Genomic DNA, 21,156 nt, shown 5'->3' with positions numbered 1-21,156 from the left:
CGCTCAGGGCGCGAGCCACGTCGAGGTGTACGTGTCGATCTCCTCGGCGAGCTTCGTCTTGCCGGGCCGGTCGAGGAACGACGCCTCGACCGCGTTCTTGGCGAGCGCGGCGAGACCCTGCTCGTCGAGATCGAGGAGGCGGGCGGCGACCGCGTACTCGTTGTTGAGGTCGGTGCCGAACATGGGCGGGTCGTCGGAGTTGATGGTGACGGGCACGCCGGCCTGTACGAACTCCTTGATGGGATGTTCGTCGAGGGTGCGGACCGCGCGGGTCGCGATGTTCGAGGTCGGGCAGACCTCCAGCGCGATCCGGTGCTCGGCGAGGTGGGCGAGCAGCTTCGGGTCCTGCGCGGAACTGGTGCCGTGCCCGATGCGCTCGGCGCGCAGGACGTTCAGCGCGTCCCAGACCGTCTCCGGCCCGGTCGTCTCACCGGCGTGCGGCACCGAACGCAGTCCTGCCGCGATCGCCCGGTCGAAGAACGGCTTGAACTGCGGCCGCGGTACGCCGATTTCGGGCCCGCCGAGCCCGAAGGAGACCAGCCCCTCGGGACGCAGCCGGTCATCCGTCGCGAGCCGCACCGTCTCCTCGGCAGCCTCAAGGCCCGCCTCGCCGGGAATGTCGAAGCACCAGCGCAGTACGACACCGAGCTCGGCCTCCGCCGCCTTGCGGGCGTCCTCGATCGCGTCCATGAAGGCCGGCTCGTCGATACCGCGGCGAGTGGAGGACCACGGGGTGATGGTCAGCTCGGCGTAACGGACCTGCTGCCGGGCCATGTCCCGCGCGACCTCGTACGTCAGCAGCCGCACGTCCTCCGGGGTGCGGATGAGGTCGACGACGGACAGATACACCTGGATGAAGTGGGCGAAGTCCGTGAACGTGAAGTAGTCGGCGAGCGCCTCGGGGTCGGTCGGCACCGTCGAGTCGGGGTGGCGGGCGGCCAGCGCGGAGACGATGCGCGGGGAGGCGGAACCGACATGGTGCACGTGCAGTTCGGCCTTGGGCAGTCCGGCGATGAAGGCGTGCAGATCGCGGGCGTCATCGCGTGCGGTGCGGTAGTCGGTCAAGGTTCCTCCCCGGAACGGTGCCTGCGGACCGTGGTCGGCGGGACGCGGGTGATCGGCTGATCGGTGACTCAGGGATCATCGTAGGCGGCGGCCCGCGCGGCTCAGGTTCGGGCCGTAGCATGACGGAACGTACGACAGAGGGGACCGCATGTCCGACGACGCGTCGACGCCGGAAACGCCGCAGAATCCGGCCGCGTGGACTCCTCCGACCCAGGAGACTCCGCCCTCCCCGGCCGCCGACACGACGCCGGGGCCGGGTCCCGAGGACGCGGATCGTGCGCGAGGCGGTGCACCGGGTTCCGAGCCGGAGGACGCCGATCCTGCGCGCGGCCGCGCACCGGGTTCCGCGCCCGAGGACGCGGCGCCCGCGGCGGGCCGCGCGCCGAAGGTCCCGTTGGGCAAGCCCGCCGAGGATCCGCGCCCCGAGCCGAACCCCTGGGCCCCGCCCGCGGACACGCCCTTCTCCCGCGAGAGCGCCGCTCCCGTGTCTGCCCCCGTGCACGACCAGTCGACGGTCACCGCCGTCCCCGGCGCGGGTACGCCGAACCCTCGCCCCTGGGACAACCCCTTCGCGCCGCCGCCTCCCGCCGCGTCGGACACCCCTTTCGCGCCGCCGGCCCCGTCCATGTCGGGCAACCCCTTCGCGCCGCCACTTCCGTCCACGTCGGGCAACCCCTTCGCACCCCCCGCCGCCCACACCCCCTACCCCCAGCCCGCCCCCGGAGAGCCCGTCCCGCCGCCGCCCATCGCCCCCGAGGGCCCGGGGCAGCTCCCGTACGGCTACCCCGGCTACCCGGTCTACGGCTCGCCGCAGGCCGCCTACCCGGGCGCCGCCTACGGTCAGCCCGCGTACGGGTACGTGCCGCAGCCGAGCAACGGCATGGGCACCGCCGGTCTCGTGCTCGGCATCATCGCGGCGGCCGTGTTCTGTCTGTGGCCGCTGGCCATCGTGCTGGGCATCCTCGGTGTCATCTTCGGCGTCCTGGGCCGCCGCAAGGTACGTCGGGGTGAGGCGACGAACCCTGGGCAGGCCTTGGCCGGGATCATCTGCGGAGCGGTCGGTATCGCCCTGGGCATCGCGTTCGGCGTCTTCCTCTTCGTCGTCCCGAGCGACAGCGGGAACGGCGATTCGGGCGGCGGCGGCAACGACAGTGACGGCTTCTCCACGTCACTCGTCGTGGAGCACCTCGGCTAGAAGCGGACCACCTCCGGTAGAAGCGGACCACCTCAGGTAGGAATGGACCACCTCCCGTAGGAGTGGACCACCTCCCGTAGAAGGGACGCGGCCTACGCGAGCCGCTCCCGCGCCGCCATCAACGCGAACCCCAGCAGGTTCGGCCCCCGCCACCGCTCGGGATCCGCGGCGCGCTCGTCGTCCGCCGCGAGCCCGATGCCCCACACGCGGTCCAGAGGGCTGGCCTCGACCAGCACCCGCTCGCCCGTGCCCAGCAGAAACTCCCGCAGGTCGGCGTGTGCCGCGAACTTGTGGACGCTGCCCTCGACCACGATCCCGAAGCGCTCGCGCTCCCATAGGGAGTCGTCGAAATCGCGCACCAGCCGCCCCGCTTTCTTGGCGAGCGCGGGGTTGGGCGCGTCGAGAGCGCGCCGCTCCGCCTTCTCGTCGCCGAAGAGCCGCGCCTTCGACGCCATCATCCAGTGCTCCGCCGTCGCGTACTCGACGTCATCGACTACGAACGGTGACGGCCACCACTGGCTCAGACAGCTCGCACCCACCCGGCCGTCCGATCGCGGACGGTGCCCCCAGAAGTGCAGGTACTTGACCCTCGCCCCCGAGTCGACCGCGCTGACCAGCGATTCCCAAGAATCGATCTTCCCCATGCACGCGAGTCTGGCATCCACCACGGACATTACGTCCCCCCTTTTCCATGGGGACTCGACACCTGGTCGACAGATTCCGTCGCGTAACCAAAAGGCAACAACGGAATCACTTGTTGGAGTCCCTTTGCTCTGTCAGGATCGGCACTCAAATCGAGCTGGAGCTACGCCGACCCCCGCGGCAACGGGGAGGACGGCGGAGGAGAGCGACATGCACAAACCGGGCCATCGCTTCCAGGCGCAGGACCGCTTCGCGAACGGCGCGCAGTACATCGCGGGCCGGCTGACCAAGGGAACCTCCGGCCGCATGCACGCGGTCGTCGACCCGGCCACGGGCGAGGAGGTCTACACGTACGAGCTGGCGAGCGCGCAGGACGTCGACCTCGCCGTGGCGGCCGCGCGCGCCGCGTTCCCCGGCTGGTCGGGCGCCACCCCCGGCGAGCGTTCCGACGCGCTGCACCGCTTCGCCGCCGTACTCGCCGAGCGCGCCGAGGAGTTCGCCCAGGCCGAGTCCCTGCAGTGCGGCAAGCCGCTCAAGCTCACCCGGGAGTTCGACGTCCCGGGCACCATCGACAACACCGCCTTCTTCGCGGGCGCGGCCCGGCACCTTCAGGGCCAGTCCGCGGGCGAGTACTCCGGTGACCACACCTCGTACGTACGCCGGGAACCCATCGGCGTCGTCGGCTCCATCGCGCCCTGGAACTACCCCCTCCAGATGGCCGCCTGGAAGATCCTCCCGGCCATCGCCGCCGGCAACACGATCGTGCTGAAGCCCGCCGAGCTCACCCCGCTCACCTCGCTCCTCTTCGCCGAGGCGGCCACGGCGGCGGGGATCCCCGACGGTGTCATCAACATCGTCACGGGAGCGGGACAGGACGCCGGTGAGCACCTCGTCGGCCACCCCGACGTCGCCATGACCTCCTTCACCGGGTCCACCGCGGTCGGCAAGCGCGTCGCCGAGATCGCCACCTCGACCGTCAAGCGGCTCCACCTGGAGCTGGGCGGCAAGGCCCCGTTCGTGGTCTTCGACGACGCGGACCTGGACGCGGCCGTGAACGGCGCGGTCGCGGGTTCGCTCATCAACACCGGGCAGGACTGCACGGCCGCCACGCGCGCGTACGTGCAAAGGCCCCTCTACGAAGAGTTCGTCACGAGGACGGCCGCCCTCATGGCGAGCGTCCGTGTGGGCGATCCGTTCGCGCCCGACACCGACCTCGGCCCGCTGATCTCGCACACCCAGCGCGATCGCGTCGCCGGTTTCGTCGACCGCGCCCGCTCCTACGCGCGCGTGGTCACCGGCGGAGAGATTCCGCAGGGGGACCTCAAGGACGGTGCGTACTACGCGCCCACCCTCGTAGCCGACGCCGACCAGGACAGCGAGATCGTGCAGGCCGAGATCTTCGGCCCGGTACTGGTCGTGCTGCCCTTCGACACCGACGACGAAGGGATCGCGCTCGCCAATGACACCCCGTACGGACTCGCCGCCTCCGCCTGGAGCCGCGACGTCTACCGGGCGAACCGCGCGACCCGCGAGATCAAGGCGGGCTGCGTCTGGGTCAACGATCACATCCCGATCATCAGCGAGATGCCGCACGGCGGCTACAAGGCGTCTGGCTTCGGCAAGGACATGTCCGTCTACTCCTTCGAGGAGTACACGCAGGTCAAGCACGTCATGTTCGACAACACCGCGGTGGCCAGGAAGGACTGGCACCGCACGATCTTCGGGGACCGGCCCTAGCCGATTGTCGGCTGACGCCGAGTGGCAGACCAGGCCGCGACCACGGCCGCGACACTCCGGAAAGGCACCACGCGCATGGAGCAGTACGAGTCCGACCGCCTCACCCCGGCCCAAGTGGCCGCCATGCGGCGCAGCTTCAGGAACGGCAGGGCCTCCCTCAGCCGCCGTTCGCTGCTGCGCGCCTCTGCCGGCGGCGCGCTCGCCGTCGGCGGTCTCGGCGCACTGAGCGCCTGCGGGATCCCCGCGGCGGGCCAGACGCAGGGCGGCGTCTCCGCCGAGGACCACTCGGCCAAGGAGAAGACGATCAACTTCTCCAACTGGACCGAGTACATGGACGTCGACGACAGCGAGAAGCACCACCCCACGCTCGACGCTTTCACCAAACGGACCGGCATCAAGGTCAAGTACGCCGAGGACATCAACGACAACGTCGAGTTCTTCGGCAAGATCAAGCCGCAGCTCGCGGCGGGCCAGGACACCGGGCGCGACATCATCGTCGTCACCGACTGGCTGGCGGCGCGACTGATCCGCTTCGGGTGGGTCCAGAAACTGGACGCGGCCAACCTTCCGCACGCGTTCGCGAACCTGTCGGACCAGTTCCGTACCCCCGACTGGGACCCGGGCCGCGCCTACTCGTACCCCTGGCAGGGCATCTCGACCGTCATCGCCTACAACAAGAAGGCGCTCGACGGCATCGAGGTCAAGTCGCTCTCCGACATGCTCGACAACCCCAAGCTCAAGGGGCGCATCGGCTTCCTCTCGGAGATGCGCGACAGCATGGGCATGACGCTGCTCGACATGGGCAAGGACCCGGCGAAGTTCACCGACGACGACTTCGACGCGGCGATCGCCCGTGTCCAGAAGGCCGTGGACAAGGGCCAGATCCGCCGCTTCACCGGCAACGACTACACGTCCGACATCACCAGCGGCGACTTCGCGGCCTGCATCGCGTGGGCCGGTGACGTCGTGCAGCTCAAGGCGGACAGCCCGGACGTCGACTTCCTCATCCCGGACAGCGGCTATCTCACGTCCACGGACAACATGCTGATCCCCAACAAGGCGCGTCACAAGACGAACGCCGAGCGGCTCATGGACTACTACTACGAGCCCGAAGCGGCCGCGGAGCTCGCGGCCTACATCAACTACGTCTGTCCGGTCGACGGAGTGAAGCCCTATCTCGCGAAGATCGACACGAGCGCGGCGGACAACCCGCTGATCATTCCTGACAAGGCCATGGCCGCCAAGTCTCACGCCTTCCGCTCACTGAGCTCCAAGGAAGAGACGGCCTACGAAGAGAAGTTCGCGAAGCTCACAGGGGCGTGACCATGATGACGACAGACAACAGCGGCGACGTCCGCCTCTCCGGGATCAGCAAGACGTACGGCGCCTTCACGGCCGTACAACCGCTCGACCTGACCGTGCCGCAGGGTTCCTTCTTCGCCCTCCTGGGGGCGTCGGGCTGTGGCAAGACCACCACGCTGCGGATGATAGCGGGCCTGGAGGAGCCCTCTTCGGGAACCGTGTTCCTGGGCGAGCAGGAGGTGACGAACCTGCCGCCCTACAAGCGGCCGGTGAACACCGTCTTCCAGTCCTACGCGCTCTTCCCGCACCTCGACATCTTCGAGAACGTCGCCTTCGGCCTGCGCCGGCGCGGCATCAAGTCGGTGAAGAAGCAGGTCGAGGACATGCTCGACCTCGTACAGCTCGGCGAGCAGGCCCGCAAGAAGCCGCACCAGCTCTCCGGCGGCCAGCAGCAGCGTGTCGCCGTGGCCCGCGCGCTGATCAACCACCCCAAGGTGCTGCTCCTCGACGAGCCGCTCGGCGCCCTCGACCTCAAGCTGCGCCGCCAGATGCAGCTCGAACTCAAGCGCATCCAGACCGAGGTCGGCATCACCTTCATCCACGTCACGCACGACCAGGAGGAGGCCATGACCATGGCCGACACGGTCGCCGTGATGAACGCGGGCCGCGTCGAGCAGCTCGGCTCGCCCGCCGACCTCTACGAGAACCCGAACACCACCTTCGTCGCCAACTTCCTCGGCACCTCGAACCTCATCGAGGCCGCCGTCGACAGCAAGAGCGGCGACGACATCGTCCTGGCGGCGGGCGGCGGCAAGCTCGTCCTGCCGCAGGCGCGATGTGCGGCGCCCACGACGACCGGCGGCAAGGTCCTGGTCGGTGTCCGCCCGGAGAAGATCTCCCTCACGCACGCCGACGACGCGGGCGCGATCCCGGCCGGGCGCAACCGGATCACCGGCAAGATCGCCGACTCCAGCTTCATCGGCGTGTCCACGCAGTACGTCATCGACAGCGCCGTCTGCCCCGAGTTCGAGGTCTACTCCCAGAACATCGACCGCGACTCGCGGCTCAGGCCCGGCGCCGACGTCGTCCTGCACTGGAGCCCGGCGCACACCTTCGGCCTCGACGCCGCCCAGGACATCGACGCGGGCGTGGAGACGGTCGACGAGGACGCCGCCTGATGGCCGCCGTCACCGAGGCGCCACCGCTCGCGCCGCAGCCCGCCGAAAAGCCGCCCCGCAAGCGCGGCCGCCTCGTCCCGTACTGGCTGCTGCTGCCCGGCATCCTCTGGCTGGTGGTCTTCTTCGCGCTGCCGATGATCTACCAGGCCTCCACGTCCGTACAGACGGGCTCCCTGGAGGAGGGCTACAAGGTCACCTGGCACTTCGCGACGTACTGGAACGCGCTCGCCGACTACTGGCCGCAGTTCCTGCGCTCGGTCCTGTACGCGGGAGCCGCCACGATCCTGTGTCTGCTGCTCGGCTATCCGCTCGCGTACCTCATCGCGTTCCGCGCGGGCCGCTGGCGCAACCTGATCATGATCCTGGTCATCGCGCCGTTCTTCACCAGCTTCCTGATCCGTACGCTCGCCTGGAAGACGATCCTCGCGGACGGCGGCCCGGTCGTCGGCGCCCTCAACTCGCTGCACGTCCTGGACGTCACCAGCTGGCTCGGGATGACCTCCGGCGACCGCGTGCTGGCCACGCCCCTCGCGGTGGTCTGCGGACTCACGTACAACTTCCTGCCGTTCATGATCCTGCCGCTCTACACCTCGCTGGAGCGCATCGACGGACGTCTGCACGAGGCGGCGGGCGACCTGTACGCGAAGCCGTTCACCACCTTCCGCAAGGTGACGTTCCCGCTGTCCATGCCGGGTGTCGTCTCCGGGACGCTGCTGACCTTCATTCCGGCCAGCGGTGACTACGTGAACGCCGATCTGCTCGGCTCCACCGACACCCGGATGGTCGGCAACGTCATCCAGACCCAGTTCCTGCGGATTCTCGACTATCCGACGGCCGCGGCGCTCTCGTTCATCCTCATGGCCGCGATCCTCATCATGGTCACGCTCTACATACGCAAGTCCGGGACGGAGGATCTCGTTTAAAATGGCCTTCGTACGCTGGCTCAAGCGCCATCTCGTCGTCATCGCGGGACTGTTGACGCTCGGATATCTGCTGCTGCCCAATGTCGTCGTCACGGTGTTCTCCTTCAACAAACCGAAGGGGCGCTTCAACTACGAATGGCAGCAGTTCTCCACGGACGCCTGGACGGATCCGTGCGGCGTCGCCGACATGTGCGGCTCGCTCTCCCTCAGCCTGCAGATCGCGCTCTGGGCGACCGTGGGCGCCACCGTCCTCGGCACGATGATCGCCTTCGCCCTGGTCCGCTACCGCTTCCGCGCGCGCGGCGCCGTGAACTCGCTGATCTTCCTGCCGATGGCGATGCCCGAGGTCGTGATGGCGGCCTCGCTGCTCACCCTGTTCCTCAACATGGGTGCTCAGTTGGGATTCTGGACGATCCTGATAGCCCACATCATGTTCTGCCTCAGCTTCGTCGTCACCGCGGTCAAGGCGCGCGTGATGTCCATGGACCCGCGCCTGGAGCAGGCGGCGCAGGACCTGTACGCCGGTCCCGTGCAGACCTTCCTCAGGGTCACTCTGCCCATCGCGGCCCCCGGAATCGCCGCGGGCGCGCTGCTTTCCTTCGCGCTCTCCTTCGACGATTTCATCATCACCAATTTCAACGCGGGCTCGACCGTCACCTTCCCCATGTTCGTCTGGGGTTCGGCACAGCGCGGAACACCCGTTCAGATCAATGTCATCGGTACGGCCATGTTCCTCGTCGCCGTACTGTTCGTCCTGGTCGGAATGGTGATCAGTAATCGCCGCAACCGGCAGAAGGCGTAAGAGCAATTCACTTGTAGGGAGTTGAAATCATGGCCCCAAGCGCCATGACCCGTTGGACAAAGTCTCTTTCCGACGCCCAACCGGTGTCCTACTGGCTGGACGACCCCGGCAAACCCCACCCCGAGCCCGCCCTCACCGGCGCCGAGACCTGCGACCTGCTGGTCGTGGGCGGCGGCTACAGCGGACTGTGGACCGCGCTGCTCGCCAAGGAGCGCGACCCGGGGCGCGACGTGGTCCTGGTCGAGGGCCGTGAGGTGGGCTGGGCCGCCTCCGGCCGCAACGGGGGCTTCTGCGCCGCCTCCCTCACGCACGGCCTCGCCAACGGCCTCACCCGCTGGCCGGACGAGATCAAGAAGCTGGAGGAGCTGGGCGTCCGCAACCTCGACGAGATCGAGGCGGCGGTCGCCCGCTACTGCCTCGACTGCGACTTCGAGCGCAGCGGCGAGATCGACGTCGCCACCGAGCCGCACCAGGCGGCCGAATTGCGCGAGTGGCACGAGGAGCTGGAACGCGAGGGCCTCGCGGACGGCGTCGAGTTCCTGGACACCGAAGCGGTACGGGAACAAGTCGACTCACCGACATTCCTCGCCGGGCTGCACGACCGCCGCGGCGTCGCCATGCTGCACCCCGCCAAGCTCGCCTGGGGCCTGAAGAGGGCATGTCTGGAGCTCGGGGTGCGCGTGTACGAGCACACGCCCGCGCTCGCCCTCAAGCCCTACGGCGCCGGAATGGCCGTACGCACTCCGTACGGCTCGATCCGCGCCCGCCGGGTCGCCCTCGGCACCAACATCTTCCCCAACCTGGTCAAGCGCGTGCGCGCGTACACCGTCCCGGTCTACGACTACGCGCTGATGACCGAGCCGCTGACCGCCGACCAGCTGGCGTCCATCGGCTGGAAGAACCGCCAGGGCCTGGGGGATTCGGCCAACCAGTTCCACTACTTCCGGCTGTCCGCCGACAACCGGATCCTGTGGGGCGGCTACGACGCGATCTACCCGTACGGCGGCCGGATGCGCGCCGAGTACGACGACCGCCCGGAGACGTATGCCAAGCTCGCCGGGCACTTCTTCACCTGCTTCCCGCAGCTGGAGGGCGTCCGCTTCACGCACGCCTGGGGCGGCGCGATCGACACCTGCTCGCGCTTCTCGGCCTTCTTCGGCACGGCGCACCAGGGCAAGGTCGCGTACGCGGCGGGGTACACCGGGCTCGGTGTGGGCGCGACCCGGTTCGGCGCGGACGTGATGCTCGACCTGCTGGCGGGGGAGCGCACGGAACGCACCGAGCTGGACATGGTCCGCAAGAAGCCGCTGCCGTTCCCGCCCGAGCCCTTCGCCTGGACCGGCATCGCGCTCACCAAGTGGTCGCTGGCGCGGGCGGACTCGCACGGCGGCCGGCGCAATCTCTGGCTGAAGACGATGGACAAGCTGGGGCTCGGCTTCGACAGCTGACGGCTGACGGCGTCGGCCGAAGGCGTTCACGGCGCGCGAGCCGAGATGCGATCCAAGTAATCCGCCGGGGGTCGCGCTGCTGCCCGCGGGCACGGCCTGGGACGTACTCATCCCGCCGGGCGAACTCGTGCTGTCCGACGCTCGACGTGCTGACCCGGGTGATCGACCGACCGGGCCCGGTGCTCGTCGACTTCGGGGACGCCCGGATGGGTTTCTTCGTACCCGCGGGCAGCGCGGCCCGGTGGCTCGGCACGGGGGTGCGCACAGCGGGCCGTGGCAGATGGATCGTGATGCCGTACCCGGGACGGTCGACCGGCGGGGTCCGCCGGCTGATCCCGCCGGACGGCTCCGGCACGCTCACCGATCCGGCGCTGCTCGAACCGGCCATGCACGAGCCGGCGGCGGGACTGGCCGGAGGTGAGGACAGGTAACCGGCCCCGGGATTGCCCCTGATAGCCGTCAGAGGTCTTGACAACAGAATTGGTCTGGACCAAGTTGGGCGCGCTCCACCCTCCAATTCCCCCCTGCCCGGAGGCACTTGTGGACCGCGTCAGACTCCCTGGCCGCAACAGATCATTCGCACGTCGTCATCGAAGGCTTCTGGCCGTGTGCACGGCCACCGCATTGGCCGTACCCGGCCTCGCCGCGCTCTCGTCGGCCGCCCATGCGGCCGACGCGGACCTCGTCAAGAACGGCGGTTTCGAGTCGGGCCTGGACGACTGGACCTGCACGGCGGGCAGTACCGTCAATTCACCTGTACGGAGTGGCAGTTCGGCGCTGCAGGCGACCCCGGCCGGCAGCGACTACGCGCAGTGCGCCCAGACGATCACCGTCAAACCGGACTCCCAGTACACCCTCGCCGGTTACGTCTGGGGCAGTTACGTCTACCTCGGCGCGAGCGGCACCGGCACCACCGACGTCTCCACCTGGACCCAGTCCGCGACCGACTGGCAGCAGCTCACCACGACCTTCCGCACCGGCACGTCCACCACCAAGGTCACGATCTACACGCACGGCTGGTACGGCACCGGCACGTACTACGCCGACGACCTCTCTCTCGTCGGCCCCGGCGTCGACGCGGGCCAGCCCCCGGCCGCGCCCACCGGTCTGACGGTCGGCACGGTCACCTCCTCGACCGCCGCGCTGTCCTGGTCCACGGTGACCGGCGCGACGGGCTACGCCGTCTACCGCGACGGGGCCAAGGTCCAGACGGCGACCGGGACTTCGGCCACCGTGAGCGGCCTCGCGCCCTCGACGGCGTACTCCTTCCAGGTCACGGCGACCAACGACGCGGGCGAGTCCGCGAAATCGTCCACGGTGACCGCGACGACGTCCGCGGGGTCCGGCGGCTCCACCGACCTCCCCACCCACGCCCTCGTCGGCTACCTCCACGCGAGCTTCGCCAACGGCGCCGGCTACACCCGGATGGCCGACGTGCCCGACAGCTGGGACGTCATCGACCTGGCTTTCGGTGAGCCCACCTCGACCACGTCCGGCGACATCCGCTTCACCCGCTGCCCGGTCACCGAGTGCCCCACCGTCGAGAGCGACGCCGACTTCAAGGCGGCGATCAAGGCCAAGCAGGCGGCGGGCAAGAAGGTGCTGATCTCGATCGGCGGCCAGAACGGCCAGGTGCAGCTCACGACCACGGCCGCCCGCGACACCTTCGTCTCGTCCGTCTCGAACATCATCGACACCTACGGCCTGGACGGCCTGGACATCGACTTCGAGGGCCACTCGCTCTCCCTGGACGCGAGCGACACCGACTTCAAGAGCCCGACCACGCCGGTGATCGTGAACCTCATCTCGGCGCTGAAGACCCTGAAGGCGAAGTACGGCTCGAAGTTCGTGCTGAGCATGGCGCCGGAAACGTTCTTCGTCCAGCTCGGCTACCAGTACTACGGCACCGGCAAATGGGGCGGCCAGGACCCACGGGCGGGTGCCTACCTCCCGGTCATCTACGCCCTGCGCGACGACCTGACCCTGCTGCACGTCCAGGACTACAACTCCGGCTCGATCATGGGCCTCGACAACCAGTACCACTCCATGGGTGGCGCCGACTTCCACATCGCCATGACCGACATGCTCCTGACGGGGTTCCCGGTCGCGGGCGACGCGAACAACGTCTTCCCGCCGCTGCGCCCCGACCAGATCGCGATCGGCATGCCCGCCTCGACCAACGCGGGCAACGGCTACGTATCACCTTCGGAGGTCGACAAGGCGCTCGACTGCCTGACGAAGAAGACCAACTGCGGCTCGTACGCCACGCACGGCACCTGGCCGGGACTCCGCGGCCTGATGACGTGGTCGGTCAACTGGGACCGCTACGGGAGCTGGGAGTTCTCGAAGAACTTCGACGGCTACTTCGGCTGAGGAACATCGCGAATCCCGTCAGCAGGACGGCACACAGGCACCAGCTCGCCAGCACGTCCAGGGGCCAGTGGTAGCCCCGGCGGATCAGGCCGGCGGCGACGCACGCGTTCACGGCCAGGCAGGCGATCACCAGCTCGCGGCGGGCATACGTCGTGCGGAGCCAGGGGAGGAGGACCAGCGTTGCCGCTCCGTAGGCCACGGCTGCTGTCGCGGTGTGGCCGGAGGGGTAGTAGCCCGTGTCCGGGCCCGTGACCGGGGGGCCCGGGCGGGCGATCAATTGCTTGAGTGGGACGACCACGGCCGGGACCAGGGCCATGACCACGGCGGCAGCGGACGGTTCCAGCCACCAGCGGTGCGTACCGGCGGCGCGGGCGCGCCAGGCGACGTACCCGAGGACGGCCGCGAGGACCGGCACGGCGACCGTGATGTTGCCGAGGGCGGCGAGGATTTCGGAGACGCGGTTCGGATGGACCAGGGAGCCGCTGAGGCGTTCGTCCGCGCGGGCGAGGGGGCCGTGGGCGGCGACCTGCCAGGTGATCAGGACGAAGAGGAGGGCCGGGAGGCCGAGGAGGAAGGTCGGCCGCCCCGGAACAGGGGGGGTAGTTCCGAGGCGGCCGTCCAGATCGGAATGCCGCGCGCCCCGGGGGGTTTGGGGCGGGCGACTGTCCGATCGGTGAGGAGATCCGGAGCCGGAAGCTCCGGGTGTGTGCGCGAGGGCACGACCAGGGCGAAGCTGGGGAGGCCCCGACCCGGTGTCACCCACAGTCCCCTGTGGGCGGGGTGTATCTCTCATCTGGAATAGAACCTACGGCAGGGGGTGGGGCTCCGACAGGCGGAATCGCGTCCCGTCATGCACCTCGCACACCTTCTTCACACGCTCTGACGCAGGCCGCCCCAGCACCTGAACCAAGCGGAATCCGCCGGGGGCGGGGGCCCGGTTCCGGGGCTGGGGCGGGTGGGACGTCAGATGCGGGCGAAGGCCTGCTCGATGATGTCGAGGCCCTCGTTCAGGAGGTCCTCGCCGATGACCAGCGGAGGCAGGAAGCGGAGGACGTTGCCGTAGGTGCCACAGGTCAGGACCAGCAGGCCCTCCTGGTGGCAGGCCTTGGCGAGCGCGCCGGCCGCCTCCGCGTTCGGCTCCTTGGTGGCGCGGTCCTTGACCAGCTCGATGGCGATCATGGCGCCGCGGCCGCGGATGTCGCCGATGATGTCGAACTTCTCGGCCATGGCGCCCAGGCGGGCCTTCATGACCGCCTCGATGTGCTTCGCCTTGGCGTTGAGGTCGAGCTCCTTCATCGTCTCGATCGCGCCGAGCGCACCGGCGCAGGCGACCGGGTTGCCGCCGTAGGTGCCGCCCAGGCCGCCCGCGTGCGCGGCGTCCATGATCTCGGCGCGGCCGGTGACGGCGGCGAGCGGCAGACCGCCCGCGATGCCCTTGGCGGTGGTGATCAGGTCCGGGACGATGCCCTCGTCCTCGCAGGCGAACCACTGGCCGGTCCGGCAGAAGCCGGACTGGATCTCGTCCGCGACGAAGACGATGCCGTTGTCCTTGGCGAACTGGCTGATGGCCGGAAGGAAGCCCTTCGCGGGCTCGATGAAGCCGCCCTCGCCGAGCACCGGCTCGATGATGATCGCGGCGACGTTGTCCGCCCCGATCTGCTTGTTGATCATGTCGATGGCCTGGGCCGAGGCCTCGGCACCGGCGTTCTCCGGGCCGGTCAGCCAGCGGTAGCCGTACGCCACCGGCACCCGGTAGACCTCGGGCGCGAACGGGCCGAAGCCGTGCTTGTACGGCATGTTCTTGGCGGTCAGCGCCATCGTGAGGTTCGTCCGGCCGTGGTAGCCGTGGTCGAAGACGACGACGGCCTGGCGCTTGGTGTACGCGCGGGCGATCTTGACGGCGTTCTCGACGGCCTCGGCGCCCGAGTTGAACAGGGCCGACTTCTTGGCGTGGTCACCCGGCGTGAGCTCGGCCAGCGCCTCGGCGACGGCGACGTAGCCCTCGTACGGCGTGACCATGAAACAGGTGTGGGTGAAGTCCTGGAGCTGCGCGGAGGCCCGGCGTACGACGGCCTCGGCGCTCGCGCCGACGCTGGTCACGGCGATGCCGGAGCCGAAGTCGATCAGGCGGTTGCCGTCGACGTCCTCGATGATGCCGCCGCCGGCGCGCGTGGTGAAGACAGGGAGCACCGAGCCCACACCGGCCGCGACCGCGGCGGTACGGCGGGCCTGCAGCTCCTGCGACTTCGGGCCGGGGATGGCGGTGACGACGCGGCGCTCCTGCGGAAGTGCGGTCATGAGGGGCTCCCTGAGATCTTGCTGATGGGGGTGGCTGCGGGCGGTGGCGACGGATGGGTGCCGTCAGCCGTCTCGGCGGACGCTGGGCCTTCTTTCTTCGCAGGCTAGGGCCGGGGATGGGGGGTGGGCATGCTCCATGTGGGCGTTGTCCGAGGATTCCGTTGTCCGCCGTGGACATAGAGCGGCCGGGGGCCGGTGGTCTCGTATCACCGCGGACCCGGCCGGGTAAGCCGTGGTCCCGGCCGGGTAAACGGTGAACTCGCCCCGCAGGGGCACTAGATTGACTCGCGGACGACGCACGGAGCGCGGCTGGTCAGGGGGCAGGGCGATGGACAGCGACGGGACGCAGGACGCGCGGGGCACGCATGCCCATCCTGTGCCGCGTCCGGCGGGGCCGCCGGACGTGCCGATGACGCCGCCCCGGCCCGCACGGGCACCGGGGGTGCCGCCGTTGCCGGACGGGTCCGCCTTTCTGGCGTGGGTGCGGGCGCCCCGCCCGGAGGCGGCGCCCGGGGTGTGGCGGTTCGGGCACCGGCCGCGGCCGCAGGAGGAGCCGGAGCGGATTCCGGCGCGGCAGCTGCTGAGCGGCGCGGTGATCGCGTTCCTGGTGGGGTGGCTGATCTGGTCGCTGCTCTACAACGGCTATCTGGGTGACTGGTGGATCCTGCCCCTGTTCCTGCTCACGCCGGAGTCCTGGCGCCACAGCGGCAACCACGGCGAAGTCTTCAATTTCGTGTTCTGGGAGGGCTACGACCTCGTCGTCGTCCTGGCCATCATGTTCGGAGTGGGGCGGCTGGGCCGTTGGAATGAGGTGTGGCGCCGCTTCGTGGCACCCCGGCTGAAGCCGCGCGAGCCGCAGCAGGCCCCGCCCGCGCCCGAGGAGGACCCCGCCCAGTGGAACCAGCTCCGTGCCGCCGGTGCGAGTGACGCCGCCGACCGGCTCGTCGCCGAGGCCGGTACCGGGCTGATGCGGGACGTCGACCATGCCCGGATCGCCCGCGCCTGGCAGGGCGTACGGAGCGGGCGGCACAGTCTCGCCACGTTCACCGGGGCCGTACTGAAGGACGGGGCCGCCGCCTGTCTGCATCCCTCGGGGGACCGGGACCTGCCAGGTCGGATCGCGCGGCACGATCTCGTGACCGGGCAGGTGCGGCTCGGGACGACAGCGGATGATCCGCGCAATCCCTATGCCTATCGCGGCACCGGACTCGCCCTGGGGCCCGATCTGCTGGGCACCTCGCTGCTCGCCGTCGGCCCCGCCGGATCCGGCAAGACCGGCGGTGTCGTCTGGCCGCTCGCCGAGTCGCTGTGCCTGCACGCGCTCGCCGGGCGGGCGGCGGTCGTCGTGGTGGGTGCCGCGGGCGCGGGGCTCGGGCCCGTCGACGCGTACGACGTCGTCGTACGGATCGGGAATGCCGAATCCGTGTACGACCTCGACCTGTACGGCGGGACCACCGACCCGGACGAGGCCGCGGCCGTGCTCGCCGAGGCGCTCGTCGGGGATCTCGCCGATCCGCACCCCGGAGGCGACAGCCGTCGGTCCACCACCGTGCTGGCCCAGCTGCTGGGGCCTTTCCGGGCCGTCCACGGCCGGTTCCCGTCCGTGCCCGAACTGCGGCAGCTCCTCGACGGCGCGCCCGGACCGCTCGGCGCGCTGCGCAAGGCGCTCGAGGACACCGGGCAGGAGTCGCTGCTGCGGGAACTCGACGCGCGGGAGCGGCAGTTGGCGAACCCCGGGGGTGTCGGCGGCGTGCTCGCGGATCGTGTCGCGCTGCTCGACCGCCCCGCGTTCGCCGGGTTCTTCGACACGTCCGGGCAGTCGCGGCCCTTCTCGCTGCGCGCCCTCGACCATCCCGTGCGGGTGCGGATCGATCTGCCCGCGCGCGGACACGCCGACGCCTCGCGGATCCTCGCGCGGCTGGTGCTCGCGCAGTTCACCGCGAGTGTCGCGGTGCGGGAGGACCGGTCGTTGTTCGCCTGTCTGGTCCTGGACGACGCGACCGGCGTGGTCACGCCCGAGGCGGTCCGGGGGATTCAGCGGCTGCGGTCCGGGAATGCGGGGGCCGTGCTGACGCTCCGCACGCTCGACGATGCGCCGCGGCCGTTGCGCACTCCGCTCCTCGGTGCCATCGGGTGCCGTATGGCGCTGTCCGGGCTCACCCCCTGGGACGGGCAGGACTTCGCCGAGGTCTGGGGCAAGGAGTGGACCGAGACGCGGGACGTCACCGACCGGCAGATCATCGCCGAGACTCCGGCCGGGAAGGCCGTGCACATGCTGCGCCGGGTGATCACCGGAAACGCGCCGACCGCCCGGGCCGTCACCGTCCGGCAGGTCGAGCGCGAGCGCTGGTCGGCGTCCGAGCTGGCGCACGGGGTGCCACCGGGGCACGCGGTGCTGTCGCTCACCAGTGTGCGGGGCGAGCACGCGCCGCCCCTGCTGGTGGATCTCCGGAGCTGAGCGGGAGTTGGGGCTGAGCTGGGGCCGGGGCTGGGGCTGAGCTGGAGTCGAGCCGGGGCTGCGCCGGAGCCGAGCCGAAGTCGAGCGCCCCGTCTGAGCAGGACGTCTGGACATGCGGTCACGTGGTGACCATACGGTGAGGCAGAATCGACATAGGTCGTTCATACGCGGCGGCCAAAAGATCACACCGTCCGTGACCGTCGAAGATCCTGTGAAGACCTGAAGGTCCCATGCCCCCCACGCTCGCCTCGCTCGTCCACCATTCCGCGCTCAAGCTGACCGTGCGCGCGGGCGAGGAACGCCTGGACGTGCCCGTCCGCTGGGCGCATGTCAGCGAGCTCGCCGACCCCGTGCCCTACATGGAGGGCGGGGAGCTGCTGCTGATCACCGCGCTCAAGCTGGACGCGGAGGATCCCGAGACCATGCGGCGGTATGTGAAGCGGCTGGTGGGCGCCGGGGTGGTCGGGCTCGGCTTCGCCGTCGGGGTCAACTACGACGAGATTCCCAAGGCACTCGTCGACGCCGCGGAGGAGGAGGGGCTGCCGCTCCTCGAAGTACCCCGGCGCACGCCGTTCCTCGCCATCAGCAAGGCCGTCTCGGCCGCGATCGCCGCGGATCAGTACCGCGCGGTCACGGCAGGGTTCGCCGCGCAGCGCGAGCTGACCAAGCAGGCGCTGAACGACGGGCCCGAGGGGCTGCTGTCCGCGCTCGCCGGGCAGGTCGACGGGTGGGCGGCGCTGTACGACGCCTCCGGTGCCGTCGTCGCCACCGCGCCCGAGTGGGCCGGGCGCCGGGCCGCGCGGCTCACGCCGGACGTGGAGCGGCTGCGGGAGCGGCCCGCGCCCGCGAGTTCCGTGGTCGGCGGGCCCAACGGCGAGGACCGCATCGAGCTGCACTCCCTAGGGACCGGGCGGCGGCCGCGCGCCGCGCTCGCCGTGGGGACGGCCGCCGCGCTCGGCACCGCCGAGCGGTACGCCGTGCACTCGGCGATCGCCCTGCTGACGCTCACCACGGAGCGGTCGCGGTCGCTGCAGGCGGCCGAGCAGCGGATCGGGGCGGCGGTGCTGCGCATGCTGCTCGCCGGGCAGCCCGATCACGCCCGCGCCGTCGCCGGGGATCTGTACGGCGCCCTGCTCGACGCGCCCTTCCGGCTGATCCTCGCCGAGTCGGCGTCCGCGTCGGCCGCGCGGGCGCACGCCGACGGACACGCCCGGGTGGCCGCCGCGTCGGTCTCTTCTGTCGCCGTCGCCGTGCCCGACACCAACGGTGACCCCCTCGGCGGGCTCGCCGAGGTCGTCGAGTCCGCCGCCGCCCGCTCCGGTGAGTCCGTGCTGGTCGTGCCCGACGGTGAGCGGCTTGTCGTGCTCGCCGTGGACGGGGGTGCGGCGGTCGCCGCGTGCGGGGAGTACGCGGTGGCTCTGGAGGCCGCGCGGGCTGCCGTACGGGAGCAGCCCGCCGGGGACGAGGACGAGCTGGTGGTCGGGCTGTCTGCGCCCGCCGGGCCGATCGCGGCTGCCGCCGCCTACAAGCAGGCCGAGCAGGCGCTGTCCGTGGCCCGGCGCCGGGGGCGGTTCCTCGTGGAGCACGAGGAACTGGCCGCCGGGTCTGTGCTGCCGCTGCTCGCCGATGACGCGGTGCGGGCGTTCGCGGACGGGTTGCTGCGGGCGCTGCACGAGCACGATGCGACGGGGCGGGGGGATCTGGTGGCCTCGCTGCGGGCCTGGCTGTCGCGGCACGGGCAGTGGGATGCCGCCGCCGCCGATCTGGGGGTGCATCGGCACACGCTGCGATACCGGATGCGGCGGGTCGAGGAGATTCTGGGGCGGTCGCTGGATGATCCGGATGTGCGGATGGAGCTTTGGCTGGCGTTGAAGGCTACGGCTGCGGCCGGGGAATAAGGCTTGGTCTTTCGCCCCCTCCACCCCTGCCCGTCCCGTACCCGGGGGCTGCCACCCCCGGACCCTCGCTATCGGCCTGACGGCCTCGTCCTCAAACGCCGGACGGGCCAAAAGCCTCCACCCCACCAAAGCGGCGTACCCCCCGCACTGACTTCTACGACTCGGACAAACGCCCTCTCGTCGCCCCGGCCCTACCGTGGACGAAGAAAGCCAAGGACACCCCCAACGCGGAAGGGCCGGACTCGACTATGACTTCCACCCACGCCTTCTGGCTCGCCGGCCGCCAGGTCACCGGTGAGACCACGTTCGACGTCACCTCGCCGTGGGACGGCCGGCTCGTCGGTCAGGTCAGTGTGCCGACCGAGGCGCAGGTCGAAGAGGCCGTGGCCGCCGCGTACGCCGTGCGGGACGAGTTCGCCGCCACCCCGGCCCACGTGCGCGCCGCCGCCCTCGACCACGTGAGCAAGCGGCTCGTGGAGCGGACCGAGGAGATCGCGCAGCTGATCTCCGCCGAGAACGGCAAGCCGATCAAGTGGGCCCGCGGCGAGGTCGGTCGCGCGGTGTCCGTGTTCCGGTTCGCCGCCGAGGAGGCCCGCCGGTTCAACGGGGGCGAGGCGCAGCGCCTCGACACCGACCTCGGCGGTCAGGGGCGCCTCGCGCTGACCCGGCGGTTCCCGAAGGGCGTCGTCCTGGGCATCGCCCCGTTCAACTTCCCGCTGAACCTGTGCGCCCACAAGATCGCCCCGGCCATCGCCGCCGGCGCGCCGATCATCCTGAAGCCCGCGCCCGCGACGCCGCTGTCTGGTCTCATCATCGGCGACCTGCTCGCCGAGACGGAGCTTCCGGCCGGTTCGTGGAGCATCCTGCCGGTGTCCAACGAGCGGATGCCCGCGCTGGTGCAGGACGAGCGGCTGCCCGTCATCTCCTTCACCGGGTCCGAGAAGGTCGGCTACGCGATCATGGACTCGGTGCCGCGCAAGCACTGCACCCTGGAACTGGGTGGCAACGGTGCGGCGGTCGTGCTCGCCGACTGGGCGAGTGACGAGGACCTGGACTGGGCCGCCACCCGCATCGCGACCTTCTCCAACTACCAGGGCGGCCAGTCCTGCATCTCCGTGCAGCGCGTGATCGCCGACGCGTCCGTGTACGAGCGGCTGCTGCCCCGTATCGTCGCCGCCGTCGAGGCGCAGGTCACCGGTGACCCGGCGGACGGCAACACCGACGTGGGCCCGCTGGTCAGCGAGGACGCCGCTCTGCGCGTCGAGTCGTGGGTGGAGGAGGCCGTGAACTCCGGTGCCACGCTGCTCACCGGTGGCAAGCGGGACGGTGCCTCGTACGCGCCGACCGTGCTCGCCGACGTGCCGGCCGATGCGACGATCTCCTGCGAGGAGGTCTTCGGGCCCGTCCTCACCGTGCAGAAGGTGGAGGGGGAGGCCGGCGCCTTCGCCGCCGTCAACTCCTCCAAGTACGGGCTGCAGGCCGGTGTCTTCACGCATGACCTGCAGACCGCCTTCCGCGCCCACCGCGCGCTGGAAGTGGGCGGCGTCGTGGTCGGCGACGTGCCGTCCTACCGCGCCGACCAGATGCCGTACGGCGGCGTGAAGCAGTCCGGCGTCGGTCGCGAGGGCGTGCGGTTCGCGATGGACGACTACACGTACGAGCGGGTGCTCGTTCTGACGGGTCTCGCACTCTGAGAGTCCCCATGTGCCGATGGCCGGAGCCCGCTGTGCGGGGGCTCCGGCCATCGGCATACGGGGGGCTGGACGGCGTCTCTAGCTAACGACAATCGTTTCCAGATAGGGTGTCCATGAAGGGGCCCGGCACCGATGCCTTCCGG

At 70.3% G+C, this 21,156-nt stretch carries 14 protein-coding genes and 2 pseudogenes; 12 read left to right on the top strand and 4 right to left on the bottom strand.

The window, feature by feature from the left end:
- Positions 1-3 precede the first annotated feature (3 nt).
- Positions 4-1,118 (bottom strand): annotated as a pseudogene (locus tag ACZ4WS_RS35590) (adenosine deaminase).
- Positions 1,119-1,213: 95 nt separating this feature from the next.
- On the opposite strand from ACZ4WS_RS35590, the gene ACZ4WS_RS35585 reads away from it, so the two are divergent.
- Positions 1,214-2,260, top strand: a complete 1,047-nt coding sequence (locus ACZ4WS_RS35585) for a DUF4190 domain-containing protein (RefSeq protein ID WP_467986987.1) — start codon at positions 1,214-1,216, stop codon at positions 2,258-2,260.
- Between the two features lie 92 nt (positions 2,261-2,352).
- Here the strand turns inward: ACZ4WS_RS35585 and ACZ4WS_RS35580 are convergent, their stop codons facing one another.
- Entirely contained in the window at positions 2,353-2,934 is a 582-nt protein-coding gene (locus tag ACZ4WS_RS35580; protein ID WP_467986985.1) for an NADAR family protein, read from the bottom strand.
- A gap of 178 nt (positions 2,935-3,112) precedes the next feature.
- Between ACZ4WS_RS35580 and ACZ4WS_RS35575 the strand changes: the two genes are divergently transcribed.
- The 8 genes and pseudogenes from ACZ4WS_RS35575 to ACZ4WS_RS35540 all read left to right on the top strand — a co-directional run bounded on the left by ACZ4WS_RS35575 (position 3,113) and on the right by ACZ4WS_RS35540 (position 12,665).
- Complete coding sequence (locus tag ACZ4WS_RS35575; protein WP_467986984.1) at positions 3,113-4,639, top strand: gamma-aminobutyraldehyde dehydrogenase; 1,527 nt, start codon at positions 3,113-3,115, stop codon at positions 4,637-4,639.
- A 75-nt stretch (positions 4,640-4,714) separates the two neighbouring features.
- Positions 4,715-5,962 carry a polyamine ABC transporter substrate-binding protein gene (locus ACZ4WS_RS35570; RefSeq protein ID WP_467986983.1) on the top strand — a complete coding sequence of 416 codons (1,248 nt, stop codon included), beginning with the start codon at positions 4,715-4,717 and terminating at the stop codon, positions 5,960-5,962.
- Between the two features lie 5 nt (positions 5,963-5,967).
- Positions 5,968-7,119, top strand: a complete 1,152-nt coding sequence (locus tag ACZ4WS_RS35565) for an ABC transporter ATP-binding protein (RefSeq protein WP_467987110.1) — start codon at positions 5,968-5,970, stop codon at positions 7,117-7,119.
- Complete coding sequence (locus tag ACZ4WS_RS35560; protein ID WP_467986981.1) at positions 7,119-8,042, top strand: ABC transporter permease; 924 nt, start codon at positions 7,119-7,121, stop codon at positions 8,040-8,042. Before ACZ4WS_RS35565 ends, ACZ4WS_RS35560 begins: the two co-directional genes overlap by 1 nt.
- A 1-nt stretch (position 8,043) precedes the next feature.
- Complete coding sequence (locus ACZ4WS_RS35555; protein WP_467986980.1) at positions 8,044-8,844, top strand: ABC transporter permease; 801 nt, start codon at positions 8,044-8,046, stop codon at positions 8,842-8,844.
- Between the two features lie 29 nt (positions 8,845-8,873).
- The gene (locus tag ACZ4WS_RS35550) at positions 8,874-10,292 is read left to right on the top strand and encodes an NAD(P)/FAD-dependent oxidoreductase (RefSeq protein WP_467986978.1); all 1,419 of its coding nucleotides are present in this window, start codon (positions 8,874-8,876) and stop codon (positions 10,290-10,292) included.
- 58 nt (positions 10,293-10,350) lie between these two features.
- A pseudogene (locus ACZ4WS_RS35545) lies at positions 10,351-10,723 on the top strand (hypothetical protein); the annotation flags it as partial.
- Between the two features lie 175 nt (positions 10,724-10,898).
- A complete protein-coding gene (locus ACZ4WS_RS35540; protein ID WP_467986977.1) occupies positions 10,899-12,665 on the top strand; it encodes a chitinase in 1,767 nt (588 codons plus the stop codon).
- Here the strand turns inward: ACZ4WS_RS35540 and ACZ4WS_RS35535 are convergent.
- Together ACZ4WS_RS35535 and gabT are read right to left on the bottom strand one after the other, a co-directional pair.
- Complete coding sequence (locus ACZ4WS_RS35535) at positions 12,604-13,428, bottom strand: phosphatase PAP2 family protein (protein ID WP_467986975.1); 825 nt, start codon at positions 13,426-13,428, stop codon at positions 12,604-12,606. The two genes, ACZ4WS_RS35540 and ACZ4WS_RS35535, sit on opposite strands and share 62 nt — an antisense overlap.
- 200 nt (positions 13,429-13,628) lie before the next feature.
- Positions 13,629-14,963, bottom strand: a complete 1,335-nt coding sequence (gene gabT, locus ACZ4WS_RS35530; RefSeq protein WP_467986974.1) for a 4-aminobutyrate--2-oxoglutarate transaminase — start codon at positions 14,961-14,963, stop codon at positions 13,629-13,631.
- 328 nt (positions 14,964-15,291) lie between these two features.
- Between gabT and ACZ4WS_RS35525 the strand changes: the two genes are divergently transcribed.
- From ACZ4WS_RS35525 to ACZ4WS_RS35515, 3 genes are all read left to right on the top strand, one after another.
- Positions 15,292-17,421 (top strand): ATP-binding protein, encoded by a 2,130-nt coding sequence (locus ACZ4WS_RS35525; protein ID WP_467986973.1) that lies wholly within the window; start codon positions 15,292-15,294, stop codon positions 17,419-17,421.
- A 230-nt stretch (positions 17,422-17,651) separates the two neighbouring features.
- Entirely contained in the window at positions 17,652-19,319 is a 1,668-nt protein-coding gene (locus ACZ4WS_RS35520) for a PucR family transcriptional regulator (protein WP_467986971.1), read from the top strand.
- A 248-nt stretch (positions 19,320-19,567) separates the two neighbouring features.
- On the top strand, positions 19,568-21,013 hold the full coding sequence (locus ACZ4WS_RS35515) for an aldehyde dehydrogenase family protein (RefSeq protein WP_467986969.1): 1,446 nt from the start codon (positions 19,568-19,570) through the stop codon (positions 21,011-21,013).
- Positions 21,014-21,156: the final 143 nt, after the last annotated feature.

This window comes from Streptomyces sp. NPDC029292 (assembly GCF_055569295.1).
Note: the sequence above shows the minus strand (reverse complement) of the source record. Positions and strands in the feature narration are given on the sequence as shown.

Excerpts from the sequence above, each read along its gene's own strand:
- ACZ4WS_RS35585 (WP_467986987.1), top strand. The coding sequence starts at position 1,214 with ATGTCCGACGACGCGTCGACGCCGGAAACGCCGCAGAATCCGGCCGCG.
- ACZ4WS_RS35580 (WP_467986985.1), bottom strand. The coding sequence starts at position 2,934 with ATGTCCGTGGTGGATGCCAGACTCGCGTGCATGGGGAAGATCGATTCT.
- ACZ4WS_RS35575 (WP_467986984.1), top strand. The coding sequence starts at position 3,113 with ATGCACAAACCGGGCCATCGCTTCCAGGCGCAGGACCGCTTCGCGAAC.
- ACZ4WS_RS35570 (WP_467986983.1), top strand. The coding sequence starts at position 4,715 with ATGGAGCAGTACGAGTCCGACCGCCTCACCCCGGCCCAAGTGGCCGCC.
- ACZ4WS_RS35565 (WP_467987110.1), top strand. The coding sequence starts at position 5,968 with ATGACGACAGACAACAGCGGCGACGTCCGCCTCTCCGGGATCAGCAAG.
- ACZ4WS_RS35560 (WP_467986981.1), top strand. The coding sequence starts at position 7,119 with ATGGCCGCCGTCACCGAGGCGCCACCGCTCGCGCCGCAGCCCGCCGAA.
- ACZ4WS_RS35555 (WP_467986980.1), top strand. The coding sequence starts at position 8,044 with ATGGCCTTCGTACGCTGGCTCAAGCGCCATCTCGTCGTCATCGCGGGA.
- ACZ4WS_RS35550 (WP_467986978.1), top strand. The coding sequence starts at position 8,874 with ATGGCCCCAAGCGCCATGACCCGTTGGACAAAGTCTCTTTCCGACGCC.
- gabT (WP_467986974.1), bottom strand. The coding sequence starts at position 14,963 with ATGACCGCACTTCCGCAGGAGCGCCGCGTCGTCACCGCCATCCCCGGC.
- ACZ4WS_RS35525 (WP_467986973.1), top strand. The coding sequence starts at position 15,292 with ATGGACAGCGACGGGACGCAGGACGCGCGGGGCACGCATGCCCATCCT.
- ACZ4WS_RS35520 (WP_467986971.1), top strand. The coding sequence starts at position 17,652 with ATGCCCCCCACGCTCGCCTCGCTCGTCCACCATTCCGCGCTCAAGCTG.
- ACZ4WS_RS35515 (WP_467986969.1), top strand. The coding sequence starts at position 19,568 with ATGACTTCCACCCACGCCTTCTGGCTCGCCGGCCGCCAGGTCACCGGT.